Below are 14,047 nucleotides of genomic sequence, written 5' to 3' on the forward strand. Positions count from 1 at the left end.
GGTCTATTCAGAGAAGATGGGTCAAGTGTAGAAAATACCCACCGACAGATTGCCAACAGGAATGTGACAATGTTGTCATATTAAGTATTGTTACAAGAAAAAAGCCATGGCCTTAGAGGCCATGGCTTTTACGAGGCGAGTAGAACTACTTGTATCAGGCTGGCTTTTCCTCAGTAGAAGCTAACACCTGCTCATCCTCCGTCTCGGAGAGATCCTTGCGGTGTATCAAGCTATAGAGCAATGGCAACACGAGAAGGGTCAGCAAAGTCGACGACAGGATCCCGCCGATCACCACTGTGGCCAAGGGGCGCTGAACTTCTGCGCCTGTGCCCGTGGCGATGGCCATCGGAACAAAGCCTAGCGATGCAACCAACGCGGTCATCAGAACAGGCCGCAGTCGGGTCAAAGCGCCTTCAGTGACTGCTTCATACAGGCGTTTGCCTTCTTCGCGCAGCGATCGGATGTAGGCAATCATCACCAAGCCATTGAGCACAGCCACGCCTGACAGTGCGATAAACCCGATCGCAGCCGAAATGGATAAAGGAATACCGCGCATCCAGAGCGCCAAGATGCCACCTGTCAGCGCAAACGGAATGCCCGTGAACACGATGAGACCATCACGAACATTGCCGAACATTGCAAACAGCAAGACAAAGACCATCAGCAATGCTGCCGGCACAACAATCGTCAAGCGTTTTCTAGCCGACTCGAGGTTCTCGAAGGTTCCGCCCCATCGGGTCCAGTAGCCGGCAGGCAGTTGCAGCGATTCGAGGCGTTGTTGTGCTTCTGTGACGAAAGATCCAATATCACGTCCGCGCACGTTGGCACTCACCACGATGCGGCGCTTACCATCCTCTCGGCTCACCTGGTTAGGGCCTGGTGCGATATCAAAACTAGCCACGGCCGAAAGCGGAACAAAACCAAGTCGGCCATCCGTACCGCGTGGAAGCGCGATAGGTAGGCGTCCTATCGCTTCCATGTCATTGCGCACTTCGTCCGGCAAACGAACCTGAATGTCGAACCGCTTGTCTCCTTCAAAAACTGTGCCGGCTTCACGACCGCCCAGTGCCGTACTGATGGTGTCTTGCACGTCACCCATGTTCAAACCATAGCGCGAGGCCTTCTCACGGTCGATTTTCACGGTGAGCATTGGCAAGCCTGTGGTCTGTTCGACCTTGACTTCAGAGGCTCCAGAAATTTGCTGCAACATGCCTGCGACGGCTTGTGCGTTCTTCTCCAGCACAGTCATGTCGTCGCCAAAAATCTTTACAGCGACATCACTACGCACACCCGATATCAACTCATTGAAGCGCAGTTGAATAGGTTGAGAGAACTCGAAATTGTTGCCTGGAACTCGATCTGCGGCTGCCTGAATTGCTGCCAACAAATCGTCTCGTGTACGTGCCGGATCCGGCCATTCGGACTGCGGCTTAAGCATGATGTAGCCGTCCGAGATGTTCGGTGGCATCGGGTCAGAGGCAATCTCCGCGGTACCTGTACGAGCAAATACCCTGTCGATCTCAGGAAACTCTTTCTTCAAGGTTTTCTCGATCTGCATTTGCATCTCAAGGGACTGGGTCAGGCTGGTTCCTGGAATCCGCAGAGCCTGAATGGCGAAGTCGCCCTCGTTGAGGTTTGGTGCAAATTCACTACCAAGACGCGTTGCCAGCAGCAGGCTTAACACCACCGCCACACCAGCGGCAGTCAGAACAACTGCAGGAGCTCTCATGACGCGATGAAGGGCTGGTGCATAAACGCGACGCGCCCAAACCATGAGGCGATTTTCCTTCTCCGCAACCTTGTTGCCCATGAAAAGAGCAATCGCCGCAGGAATGAAGGTAATGGACAGCAGCATTGCGCCAGCAAGCGCGATCACCACAGTCAGCGCCATGGGATGGAACATCTTGCCCTCTACACCTGTGAGCGCAAAGATTGGCAAATAGACCACCATGATGATCAATTGTCCAAACAACAATGGCCGACGCGCTTCCTTGGCTGCAGCAAATACTTCGTGGAAGCGTTCACTGCGCGTCAAAGAGCGTCCGCGTGCTTCTTGCGCGTGGGCAAGACGACGCACGCAGTTCTCCACAATGACCACCGCGCCATCAATGATGATGCCGAAGTCAAGAGCGCCCAGACTCATCAAGTTGGCACTGACTTTGTATTGCACCATGCCAGTAAAGGTGAACAGCATGGACAATGGAATGATCAGCGCTGTAATCAGGGCCGCGCGGAGGTTGCCTAGGAAAAGGAAGAGGATGACAACAACTAAAGCCGCACCTTCCACCAAATTCTTCTTGACCGTTGCGATAGCTTTATCGACGAGGTTTGTGCGATCGTAGACCGTGATCGCTTTCACGCCTTCAGGAAGACTGCGGTTAATCTGCTCCATGCGTGCAGCCACAGCCTGCGAGACCACACGGCTGTTCTCCCCGATCAGCATGAAGACCGTGCCAAGCACGACCTCTCGGCCGTTATCCGTGGCAGCTCCAGTGCGAAGCTCACGACCCAAGCCAACCTCTGCCAAATCACGAATACGTATGGGCTGGCCTTGAGCCGAACCCACGATCACTTCTCGAATGTCAGCAATGCCAGAGACTTGACCTGGGGCACGGATCAAATACTGTTCACCTTGACGCTCAATGTATCCAGCTCCCACATTGGTATTGTTGCGTTCCAACGCAGCAACCAGGTCAGCAAGAGTGAAACCATAGGACGCCAGCTGTTCTGGGCGAGGCGAAACCAGATACTCTTTCGCGAAGCCGCCAATAGAGTTGATTTCAGTGACACCTGGCACATTACGCAGTTGCGGTTTGATCACCCAGTCCTGTATCTCGCGCAGATCCATAGGTGTGTAAGGCGTTCCATCTGCCTTCTTTGCACCATCCTCGGCCTCAACGGTCCAAAGATAGATCTCACCCAAACCTGTAGAGATAGGTCCCAGCGTGGGAGTGACACCAGCGGGAAGATTATCACGGGCCTGTTGGATACGTTCGTTGACTAACTGGCGAGCAAAGTAGATGTCAGTGCCATCTTTAAACACTACTGTCACTTGCGACAGGCCGTAGCGCGACAGCGAGCGAGTCTGTTCCAGATTGGGCAAGCCGGCCATCACCGTTTCAATTGGGTAAGTGACTCGCTGCTCGGTCTCAAGCGGCGAGTAGCCGCTGGCCTGCGTATTGATCTGTACCTGAACATTGGTAATGTCAGGTACAGCATCAATAGCGAGGCGTTGATAGTTGTATACGCCAATAGCCGCTAGGGCCAGAACGGCAACCATGACCAGCCAGCGCTGCTCAATGGCAAATCGGATAATTCGTTCGAACATTTGCAGCCCTTGCTTAGTGTGCGTGCTCGGCTGTAGCCTTGCCCAGTTCGGCCTTAAGCATGAAGCTGCCTTCAGTCACATAGGACTGGCCGGACTTCAGCCCTTCAAGAATTTCTGTTGTCTGGGGGTCCGAGCGACCAACGCGCACGGGCTGAGCTCGGAAGCCCCCCTTGACGGGCACAAACACAACACTGTTTTGGCCGTCCAGACGCTGGATAGCACTGGAAGCTACCGCTACTGGCACTTGTTGCGAAGAGGCAGTCAACTCCACATTGACGAATAGACCTGGGCGCCACGCGCCTTCAGGATTCTCTAGAGTGATTCGAGCAGGAGCAGTACGTGTTTCCTGACCAATCAGAGCACCCACGTAAGCAACCACCCCAGTCGCAGACGACGAGAATGCTGTCGCCTTGACAGTTGCTTTTTCCCCAACCTTCACGGCGGGCAAGTCAGATGCTGCAACCCTCATTTCAGCCCAAACGGAACGCAAGTCTGAGATTGTGAAAACTTGGGTAGTGTCCTGAACAGCTTCACCGACGGCGAGATGCTTCTCGACGATCACTCCGTCAAAAGGAGCCCTTAGTTCAAATCGGTTTAGTGCACCGCCTCCGCCTCCGGCGCCGTTAGCCGCCAATTTTTGTTGAGCATTTGAAACGGCAATTTCTGCCTCGCGCAGTGTCTGCCGAGCCTGCAAGTAATCCTGTTCAGCCGATACCTTCTCCTCCCACAGCTTTTGCTCTCTGGCATAGCTTGTACGCGCCAGTGCTAAGCGTTGGCTAGCGGCTTGAAGTTCACTTCGTTGCTCAGAAACAGCCGCACTGCTCAACACAGCCAGCAACTGCCCCTTCTTTACAACCTGGCCGAGATTGGCGGGTACCGAGTCGACGACGCCAGGGACTCGAGGGACAACGTGAGCCGTTTTGTCTTCGTTGAAGCGTATTTCCCCCGGAAGTTGCAGTACTGAGCGAACAGTTGCAGAGCCGACCTCTGCGGTTCGAATGCCTGCAGCCTGCATACGCTGCGAATCCATTTGGATAAGACCTTCATCGTCATCATGAGCACCTTCGGCGCTTTTCTTCTCTGCAGACTTGGCTCCGTCGTTTTGCTCTTTTTCATCATGGTGCTCACCATCTGCGTGCCCTTTTTCATCTTTGTGATCACCGCTTTGCTTCTCGCCGTGATGTTCTGTGTCTGCGTGGCTAGCGGCTTCTGAGTGCCCCTGACCTCCGGCACCTTTAGCACTGCTGCTGTCCGGACCACTGCGAAGAATTAGTGCAGCAGAAAGAGCGCCAACTACTAGGATTGCAGCAATTGCAATCTGAGTGCGCCGAGTCCCAAATGGAGATGATTTTGTATCGTTCATGTTGATGATCTGTGCAAAAAACTTACTCGTCTGTTGTGCCCAACAAGCGTTCGATATCGGCCGAAGCACGATGTGTGGCCATTAACTGGTCCAGGTATTGACTACGTACATCAAACAAAGAGCGTTGCGCGTCAAGTACGTCCAGATAGCCGAATTTCCCTAGCGCAAAGCCTTTGCTTGCCGCCTCATAGGCGACTTGTGCAGTCGGCAGCACGCGTTCAGACAGTTGGATAGCTTGTTTACGACTTGCCTCTAGCGTCTCTCGCGCCGCATAAAGTTGAGACTGAAGTTCCAACCGGGTAGCTAGCAAGCGCTCTTCAGCTTGGTCAGCCAGGCGGAGGGCTTGCAACTGATTTCCTCGATTGGTATCGAGCACAGGCAAGGGAATGGAGACGCCGACTACGAGTTGATTGCCGGTCTCTTGAGCGCGCTTCATACCTAGACTCATCGTTGGGTCAGGAATTCGCTTTGCGCGCTCCAGATCTGCGGTCGCCCGGCTCTGTTCAACAGTGAAGCGAGCTTGCTGAATGGAAGGCGACTGTTCCAAGCGGCTTTGAAGAGACCCAATTTCCGGAACAGGAGGTAACGCGTCAAGTTTGCCTTGCGCATCACCAAATACAGGGCCTCCTTCTCCGATAAGGGCCTGTAATTGTTGACGAGCCACTCGTTTTGCGGCCTGAGCTTGAGCTTGCTCCAGTTCAGCACTGGACTCAGCTACGCTGGCCCGGTTGGCCTCTAGGGGCGCTGCCTTGCCCGCTGCTACACGCTTTGATGCGGCCTCACGCGCGCTTCGTGCGATGTCAAGAGTCTGTCCTGCGAGGACCTCACGCTGCTGTGCCACTAACAACCCGAAGAATGCGAGTCGGACATCTGCGACAAGGTTAGCTTTGGCGGCATCCAGTTCCGCTTCAGCCACATCTCGGCCACGTGCTGCAGCACGCATGCGAGCATCGCGCTTGCCGCCGATTTCCAGCATTTGGGTCCATTGCACTGTAGAGGTGCGCTTATCCCTGCTGGTATCTTCTTGTGAATACGATAGCGCTGGGTTAGGCCTCGCCTTACTTTGCAGAACAGCTCCATCGCTGGCCTCAAGACCGCGCTGGGCAGCTCGTAAACGGGGGTGTTGGTCGATAGCGCGTGCGACTGCCGTGTCAAGAGTCAGCGGTGCCAGAGACGCCTTATTGGCAGGATTGTCCTGCGCTATGCCTGCCACGCCAGTTAAAGCCAAACTGGTGAACAACAACGCATGACGCAACGCACAAGCTGCTCGGCCAGCGCGATGAGACGACGAAGAAATCATTGTTAAAACTCCTACCCGTGCAATCGAAAGTCTGCCGGGCGTTACTTTGCCCAAGTGAGGAATAGAAAGCGGGTGGGCGCTGCCACTCTAATAAAGTGCTCCCCTCACCATCCTGACAGCCGGATGACAAATTTGTCATTTTCAAAATGCGTGCACCTATCTCAGAATAGTCAGCATGAAAATCCTGGTTGTAGAAGATGAGATCAAGCTCGCCGATTACCTAAACAAGGGTCTGGCGGAGGAGGGCTTCACTGTGGATGTAGCCCATAACGGTATTGACGGTCTGCACCTGGCCAGTGAAATGGACTACGACCTGATCGTGCTTGACGGCATGCTTCCGGGCATCGATGGCCTAGCCGTGCTAGCTGCGCTGAGGCAAACGAAGCAAACACCTGTACTGATGTTGACTGCTCGTGGCCAAGTGGAGGATCGTGTCAAGGGACTGCAGTGTGGCGCCGATGACTATCTCGTGAAGCCATTTGCGTTTTCTGAACTGGTCGCACGCCTGCATGTGCTATTGCGGCGCAGTGGCCCCAGTGTGGCCCAAGCCGCCCCGGAAGCGACAACTCTGCGCTTGTCTGACCTAGAGTTAGACCTGATTCGTCGTAGGGCTACACGGGCGGGCCAAAGAATCGAGCTTACGGCCAAAGAGTTCAATTTGCTAAGCCTTCTATTGCGCCGTCAAGGGGAGGTTCTATCAAGAACAGAGTTGGCATCTCAGGTTTGGGATATGAATTTCGACAGTGAAACCAACGTGGTAGAGGTCGCTGTCCGGCGGCTGCGACTAAAGCTTGATCAGCCTTTTGAGCATCATCTCCTCCACACCGTCCGTGGCATGGGCTATGTGCTCGAATCTCGCACAACATGAGCAAGACCGCTGCACCACATTTAGCTCGACGTTTAGCCCGCGCCTTAGCACTGCAAACCATTGTCGGCCTCGGTTTTGTATGCATTGCTGTCTATTTTGTGATCTCCGTCACGCTGTCGGAACGTCAGCAAGACACCTTAGATCACAAGAAAACAGCAATCGAGCACCTGTTAAGCGAGAGCCGAGGGGTTCACTCCCCAGAGGCCTTGAACCACATGCTTAACGACTTCGTCACGGGGCATGACGAACTGTCTTTACGCCTGGTGCCAACCTCCGGTAAAAGCGCATTTGAACTTTTGCGCCAACCTGAAGATGACGACCGGGTTGCAGTTCGCAAATTTTCAGTGGAAGTTCCGACAGTTAACGACGGCCTGCAGCCAATGCAAGCGGTCCTGTTGCTAGACCGTAGACCAGATGACCGACTGCTTAATCGTCTGGCCTGGACCCTGGGCATTGCCGCCGTGGCGGGTGCATTGCTGGTCTCATTTGCGAGCACATGGCTTGTTCGCATAGGACTCAAGCCTTTACGCCTACTGGTGGATCAAACGCGAAGCCTTTCTGCGCAAGACTTGCATCGCCGTTTAGATGATAGCCATCAACCTCAAGAATTAAGACCATTGATCGCACAGTTCAATGCATTGCTTGACCGACTGGCCATCGCCTATCAACAAATGGAGGCGTTCAATGCTGACGTGGCACACGAACTAAACACACCGTTGACCACCTTGATCAGTAGTTGCGAGTTGGCGCTTCGTAAACCGCGTAGTGCTGTTGAACTACAGGACATCTTGGCCTCCAACCTAGAGGATCTACAGCGCATGGCTGGAATCGTGGCAGACATGCTGTTTCTGTCACACGCAGACCGCGGTACTGAAGCGCGGCGATCCGCCAAAGTGAGTCTTGCAGAGCTTGCCTCAGAAGTGGCCGAGTTCCATGAGGCAGTACTTCAAGAAGCGCACCTTCAAGTTCTAATCGATGGAGATGCAAGTGTTGCTGTGGATGCGCGTTTGGTTCGCCGTGCACTATCCAATCTTTTAGGCAACGCTTCACGCTATGCAGAACCCGGATCAACGATCACTATCGAGATCTCCCAAAGCGTAGTGGAGACACCAGATGGCAAACGTGACAACGTTAGCATTGCGGTGATCAACCGAGGAGCGGAGATCGATCCCATCCATCTGCCACGCCTGTTTGATCGGTTCTATCGTGCTGATGCGTCCCGCGCACATGCAAATCTCAATCACGGCTTGGGATTGGCCATCGTTGCAGCTATCGCACGGATGCACGGCGGTACCACTTTTGCAATCTCTTCAAGCGGGATCACCAAAATTGGGATTTCCTTACCTGAATCACCTATTGCATCGCCCGATACCTTTAAATCTCCTTCATGAGAGTGCCCCTAGGCAGGTAGACATACCTGGTCAGCCCTTTTGAGCATAGGAGGCATTCCATGAGTGCACAGCGGTTTACGCCGGAATTTAAGAGGGAGGCGGTCATGCAAGTCACGGAGAAGGGGCTCTCGGTGGCTGAAGGTATAAATAGGTTTCGATAGCCTCCTGAATCTCCGGAATGAGTCCATCGCTTATCTTCGAGTAGGCATAGGACTGTGCGTATGACTAGGCATACAGAGACGATTGAGGAGATTCCCCGGGACCAGCGTTGGTCCGCTGCCGAGAAGGCTGCCTTTGTTCGCAAAACGTATGAGCCGAGCATGAGCGCCTCGCTTCTGCCCCGCTAGGAGGGCGCGTCGGCGAGCTTTCTATTCAGTTGGCGGCGGCTGGATCGCGAAGGCTCGCTGGTGGCCGTGAGTGCCGGCGAAGTGGTTGTGGCGGCTTCGAAGCTACCGGCAGCTCGCGCCGACATCGCCAAGCTGCAACGTGTGTAGGGGGACCTAGGAGAACGAGATCCTCAAGGAAGCCGTGGAGCTCGCCGCAGAAAAAAGTGGATTGCGCGCTCGCCCTTGTTGCCTGTGAACGACCAATGACGTCGGTCTGCTCGGTGCAGGGCGTGTCGCGCTCGATTCTGCATGTGCGGCATCACCGCTCTGGCCACTGGCAGGACAGCCGCAGAAGCCGAACTCCAACCCCGGATGAGCTCTTGCTGGCCGACCTGCGGCGCCACATTGCCGAGGCTATCGCCGCGGCGGTGCGCTGCTCGATCGAGAGAGGCGATCGCAAGGGCAACAGGCGCCGAACCAAAAGCGCGCATCCACTGGGCCATGGCGCAGCATCGACTGGTGTTGGCCAAAGAGCCCAAGCGCGGCATTCGAGCCGCATTCACGCTGGTCACGTCAGTGTGCCGATGAGCAACATGCGCAGGTGCTCTGACGGCTTTGAGATCAAGTGCGATTCGGGGGGCAGTCACAGCCTCCTTCGCAAAGGACTGCTACGACAGAGAGATCCTGGTCTGGCGAGCTTGGGAGGGAGAGGGACTTGCGGGAGAGCCTGTGCCCCACAGGCTGGTCAGGAGTTGTAGTTGCAGTGACTTAGGATCGAGTTAACGCTCTACTGTCGATGCAGGATTCACCTTCATCAGTCTTTCCACTCCGCACAACAAGGTTCGTAGGCTAAAAAATCCAGGCGTCGTCGCGCGCAGTAGTCCGAGAAATCTTCGCGAGGCTAGAGCTAACATGCAGGATGCAGACCAAGAGCTGGAGCTCGCTCCCTCCGCTGTAAGCGTGAAGACTCGTTTTATGCGATGCATGATGCGCATCACGGTGAAGCGTTCCAGCACCTACGGCGAAAATTAAATAGTATTTTTATAAATCAAAGAACCCCAAACTACCAGGCAAAAAATAATTGTCATTAATACAGAAGCACTCCCCAAGTCTTTGGCTTTCCTGGAAAGCTCGTGATATTGGAATCCTACTCTATCTATTGCAGACTCTATCGCAGAATTAATTACTTCAACGATCATCAAAAACCAAATACAAGAGATCAGAAGCAATTTCTCCATCATGGATCGCCCAATCAATTGAGCCAATGGAAGCGAAATCATAAACAATATCACCTCAAGGCGGAATGCAGGCTCTAACCACGCATCCTTTATACCCGACCATGAGTACTTTGATGCATGCCAGACTCTAGAAAATCCTTTTCTATTCTTTTGAATATTATTAAAGATGTTGGCTTTCGAGTTGTTTTCCATTTTTAACAGTATATTTCTTGATGCTAAAGAATATAAACAAAAGTGTGGCAATCAACCAACAAATGAAAATCGTGGCAATGTCATGAGAAATGAAATGGGCTCCTCTCAATTGTTGAGAGATACCAAATGTCAACCCAACCATAATGCCGCACAGCAATCCTAACCATCGATACTTAGGGATGATCATCTTAAAGAAGAAATATAAACTAACCCAGGCATAGCCAGCGCTCGCATGACCAGCCGGAAAGCATTTTCCGCTCCCCATTTCTTGAGGCCTGTGCTCGAAAAGACCAATAAAAGGGCGATCGCCACCAAATTGATTTAAATTCCATGGACAATCCATATTTGTTAATGCCTTAAGAAGGCTCACCAAAATTACACTGACCAAACAAGATAAAATCAGGTAAAGCAGCGGAGACCGCCATTTTTTTCGCTGCTCAGATTTGGAGGCAAGTACAAATATATATAGTGCAATGATCACAACGATTGCTAGGGTGCTCAGATGCTTTCCACCCTTATGAAGCAATTTGTTTGTAACCCAATGATCATTCAATGACCATTCATAACCCTGGAGTGCGTATATCTTCGCGGCAACGAGACTATCTCCTCCTAGATACATGAAATAATAAAAAGTTAGCGCCAGGAAAGTAATCGGAATCAGCAAATGATTTACAAAGAATTTTTTATTTATATTATTTGACATCTTCCATCTTATCGCTTTTGAACATATTCATTATTTCCAACAATGAAATTTTTGAAAATAATCTTGTCGCGAATTTTATTTTCACTACTACTTGAATTAAAAAAAAGAGCGCAAGTAAATGCGCTCTGTGAATGACCAACTTAATAAAATTATACTAATTTCGATAGCATTTGCCCCATCTCTACATATTCATCGACAGCTTGACTCATAGCGAATTGCGTACGGATGGCATTAGCTGTAAATGAAGCTCTCTCTTGATCGAGATCAACCGTATTTCTATCCATGGCATTCTGAGAAACAGGGCGAAATGCAATCTGAGGATCAATTGATGTTGGAGCTATGTTACCGAGGTGAGACTTATTCGTAGACTGCACTGTCAGCATTTGCCTTTGCGTCTCTTCAAGCGCAGCCTTGAAGTCTATATCTTTCGCCTGATATCCAGGAGTGTCAGCATTCGCAATATTGCTTGCTAATACTTCCATCCTCTTAACTCTAAGATATAGAGCGGCATCCTCGAATCTAAGAGAATCCATAGGATTTTTCTAGTAAATTTCGAAGCCTCAATGGTAGCTAAATTGCCTTCCCCGCAAGATTACATTTTTGACACTATTCAGCCATTTACATGGTCTGAAGATTACATTTTTGACACCTTTCTGTAATCTGAACCTTCAGGAGAACAGAGATCAACCCACCGATCAGCTGTTCTCCAAAGTTCTAAGCAGACTTTCCGCAGTTTGCGCAAAAACGCGATCCAAGCGCCATCTGGACGCCGCATGCATTGCAGGCCTGGGGGGCTAGGCCGCTTCCGCACTGTTGACAGAACCGTGCTTGGGGAGAGCTTTGAGTTCGGCAGTTAGGACAAATGATCCCACCGGACACTCTTGGATCGTTGTAGGAGGCGGGTGTCCGTTTTTGATGATGACCATTCCCATGCTGATCGCCACCAGATCGGTGATGGCCTCCGAGTAGGCGTTCAAAAAAGCTCATAACTATCCTCACAATTCAAGTTGGTGCACACGAAAAACCTCTGTCGAATTCAGGACTTGGACACTTTTCCAAGCAGCCTTAGCCCATTGACGACAACTAGGAGACTTGCCCCCATATCAGCGAATACAGCCATCCACATGGATGCATTCCCGAACACTGCCAAGACTAGAAATACCGCCTTGATGCCAAGAGCAAGAGTGATGTTTTGCCAAAGGATCGCATGGGTGGATCGAGACAGCTTCACTGTCTCAGCAATCCTTCGCAAGTCATCATTCATCACGACGACGTCGGCTGCTTCCATCGCGGTATCTGTACCGGCGGCACCCATGGCAACCCCGACGTCTGCTTGGGCCAGCGCTGGGGCATCATTGATACCGTCGCCCGTCATTGCGGTGAGTCCATACTGGCTCTGGAGGGTTTTGATGGCAGCTAGCTTGTCCTCCGGCAACAAGTTTCCTCGTGCTTGCTCGATACCAGCCTCACTGGCTACTGAAGAGGCGGTGGCTTGGTTGTCTCCAGTCAGCATGACTGGGGTGATACCAAGCGCTTTCAATTCAGATATAGCTTCACGAGAGGAGCCCTTAATCGTGTCGGCAACTGCAAACAGTGCGATGACTCGTTCCGGGTCGGCAAGCAATGTGACAGTACGGCCGGATTCTTCATGCCGCTTGAGCGTGGCTTCAAGCTCTGAGGAGCATTGGCCACGTTCTTCAATCAAGCGATGATTCCCTAGTACATAGACTGTTCCACTCAGTTCGGCCTGCACACCTCGTCCAGCAAGTGCCGTGAAGTTCTGAATGTCTGCGCTGTTAGGCTTCAGGCCCGCTGCGATGGCGCGCGACACAGGATGATCTGAGTGGCCAGCGAGAGCTGCTGCCACCGACTCCGCGGTATCAAGGCTGCTCGCGGCATCAACCAACGACCAGTCCACAAGGCGCGGCTTGCCCTCAGTAATTGTTCCGGTCTTGTCCAGCGCGATTGCCTTAAGCTTGCGCGCCTCTTCCAGATAGATACCGCCTTTGATCAAAATACCACGGCGGGCTGCCGCCGCTAAGCCGCTCACAATCGTCACTGGTGTGGAGATTACGAGTGCGCAGGGGCAAGCAATAACTAGCAGAACCAGTGCCTTATAGACGGCCTGCATCCACGTCCAGCCGAGTAGCCAGGGGCCTACCAATGCTACGACTACGGCGATAACGAAAATTGCAGGTGTGTAAATTGCAGCAAATCGATCAACGAACCCCTGAGTAGGCGCTCGAGTCGCTTGTGCTTGCTCAACGGCATGAATAATCCTCGCCAACGTCGAGTTGGAGGCCAATGCAGTAACTTCAAACTCAAAGGTTCCAGACTCGTTGATGGTGCCTGCAAACACTGGGTCACCCGCCGCCTTGTCAACGGGGATACTTTCACCAGTTACGGGGGCCTGGTTGATGCTCGTTTGCCCTGTCTGAACGACTCCATCCATAGGAACGCGCTCACCTGGCTTGACTCGCAGCGTCGAGCCCACTGCGATTTGTGCAACTGCGACGGTTAGCCAACTACCGTCACTTTGGAGAACCGATGCTTGGTCCGGAGCCATCGCAAGCAACCCCTGAATGGCATTGCGGGCCCGATCGACTGCTCTCGCCTCGATTGCCTCGGCGATGGCATACAACGCCATCACCATCGCCGCTTCAGGCCATTGACCGATGACGAACGCACCAGTCACAGCAACAGTCATCAATGCATTGATGTTCAGCTTGCCACGACGAAGTGCTCCAAACCCTTTTTTATAGACGTCAAAGCCCGCAAGCCAAATCGCAATCGCGGCGACCGCAAAGCCGGCGACTTTCCAAGCCATGGTTTCTGGCGCGAAGTAGCCGACACCTTCAGCAGCGATAGCAAGAGCAAGCGCCGCGACCAACTTTGGAGTTGTGCCACGCACAAGCTCATGGTCGTGGCCATCTCCAGCTGCATGGCTTGAGTCCGCCGTGTTTGATGAGATCAGCTTTGGCTCAAAGCCCGCTTCAGTGATCGCCAACAATGCGGCAGCAAGGGCATCAGTGTCCGCGTCAATTTTGAGAGTCCTCTGCGAGAGCTGGAATCGGAGTCCCCGGATACCTGCAATTGGTTCAAGTGCACGACGTATCTCAGCTTCCTCGCCAGCGCAGTCCATTGTCGGAATGCGGTAAGTTAGCCCTCTATCCAACGGAGCTGCCACCGGGCTCGGGGTAGTGTGTGAGCTGCAGCAATCCGTTGTGGCGGTACTAAGCGTGTTGTCATCAATGTTTGGGTGCTTCATACTCGATCTCCTGTTGACAATGTGGCAATTTAAAACCCTGTAGTTGGTATAGAGTCAACTCATTTCGAGG

The 14,047-nt window shown here is 52.7% G+C and carries 11 protein-coding genes; 3 read left to right on the plus strand and 8 right to left on the minus strand.

Translation table 11 applies throughout. The annotated features are described in order from the left end of the window. Positions 1 to 154 precede the first annotated feature (154 nt). The 3 genes from V8Z78_RS23105 to V8Z78_RS23115 are packed head-to-tail and all read right to left on the minus strand — an operon-like array spanning position 155 to position 5,991. Positions 155 to 3,328: an efflux RND transporter permease subunit gene (locus V8Z78_RS23105; protein ID WP_019042317.1), complete on the minus strand. Its 3,174-nt coding sequence runs from the start codon at positions 3,326 to 3,328 to the stop codon at positions 155 to 157. A 13-nt stretch (positions 3,329 to 3,341) separates the two neighbouring features. Then, complete coding sequence (locus tag V8Z78_RS23110) at positions 3,342 to 4,691, minus strand: efflux RND transporter periplasmic adaptor subunit (RefSeq protein WP_029158349.1); 1,350 nt, start codon at positions 4,689 to 4,691, stop codon at positions 3,342 to 3,344. A gap of 22 nt (positions 4,692 to 4,713) precedes the next feature. Continuing rightward, positions 4,714 to 5,991, minus strand: a complete 1,278-nt coding sequence (locus V8Z78_RS23115) for a TolC family protein (protein WP_019042320.1) — start codon at positions 5,989 to 5,991, stop codon at positions 4,714 to 4,716. 175 nt (positions 5,992 to 6,166) lie between these two features. Between V8Z78_RS23115 and V8Z78_RS23120 the strand changes: the two genes are divergently transcribed. From V8Z78_RS23120 to V8Z78_RS27225, 3 genes are all read left to right on the plus strand, one after another. Beyond that, the gene (locus V8Z78_RS23120; protein ID WP_019042321.1) at positions 6,167 to 6,859 is read left to right on the plus strand and encodes a heavy metal response regulator transcription factor; all 693 of its coding nucleotides are present in this window, start codon (positions 6,167 to 6,169) and stop codon (positions 6,857 to 6,859) included. After that, positions 6,856 to 8,250: a heavy metal sensor histidine kinase gene (locus V8Z78_RS23125; protein ID WP_019042322.1), complete on the plus strand. Its 1,395-nt coding sequence runs from the start codon at positions 6,856 to 6,858 to the stop codon at positions 8,248 to 8,250. The genes V8Z78_RS23120 and V8Z78_RS23125 overlap by 4 nt, the downstream gene beginning before the upstream one ends. Before the next feature lie 550 nt (positions 8,251 to 8,800). Next, positions 8,801 to 9,334 (plus strand): transposase, encoded by a 534-nt coding sequence (locus tag V8Z78_RS27225; RefSeq protein WP_502878871.1) that lies wholly within the window; start codon positions 8,801 to 8,803, stop codon positions 9,332 to 9,334. A gap of 270 nt (positions 9,335 to 9,604) precedes the next feature. On the opposite strand, the gene V8Z78_RS23135 is transcribed toward V8Z78_RS27225, so the two are convergent. From V8Z78_RS23135 to V8Z78_RS23150, 5 genes are all read right to left on the minus strand, one after another. After that, complete coding sequence (locus V8Z78_RS23135) at positions 9,605 to 10,006, minus strand: diacylglycerol kinase (protein ID WP_019042324.1); 402 nt, start codon at positions 10,004 to 10,006, stop codon at positions 9,605 to 9,607. Then, the gene (locus tag V8Z78_RS23140; protein ID WP_034356759.1) at positions 9,975 to 10,709 is read right to left on the minus strand and encodes a phosphatase PAP2 family protein; all 735 of its coding nucleotides are present in this window, start codon (positions 10,707 to 10,709) and stop codon (positions 9,975 to 9,977) included. The genes V8Z78_RS23135 and V8Z78_RS23140 overlap by 32 nt, the downstream gene beginning before the upstream one ends. A gap of 149 nt (positions 10,710 to 10,858) precedes the next feature. Continuing rightward, positions 10,859 to 11,242 (minus strand): flagellar basal body rod protein FlgB, encoded by a 384-nt coding sequence (flgB, locus tag V8Z78_RS23145; RefSeq protein WP_019042325.1) that lies wholly within the window; start codon positions 11,240 to 11,242, stop codon positions 10,859 to 10,861. A gap of 181 nt (positions 11,243 to 11,423) precedes the next feature. Next, complete coding sequence (locus V8Z78_RS27230) at positions 11,424 to 11,696, minus strand: double zinc ribbon domain-containing protein (RefSeq protein ID WP_080571249.1); 273 nt, start codon at positions 11,694 to 11,696, stop codon at positions 11,424 to 11,426. 49 nt (positions 11,697 to 11,745) lie between these two features. Beyond that, complete coding sequence (locus V8Z78_RS23150; RefSeq protein WP_029158351.1) at positions 11,746 to 13,977, minus strand: heavy metal translocating P-type ATPase; 2,232 nt, start codon at positions 13,975 to 13,977, stop codon at positions 11,746 to 11,748. Positions 13,978 to 14,047: the final 70 nt, after the last annotated feature.

The sequence above is a fragment of the Comamonas sp. wu1-DMT genome, from assembly GCF_040187805.1.
In the GTDB taxonomy this organism is placed as follows: domain Bacteria; phylum Pseudomonadota; class Gammaproteobacteria; order Burkholderiales; family Burkholderiaceae_C; genus Comamonas; species Comamonas thiooxydans.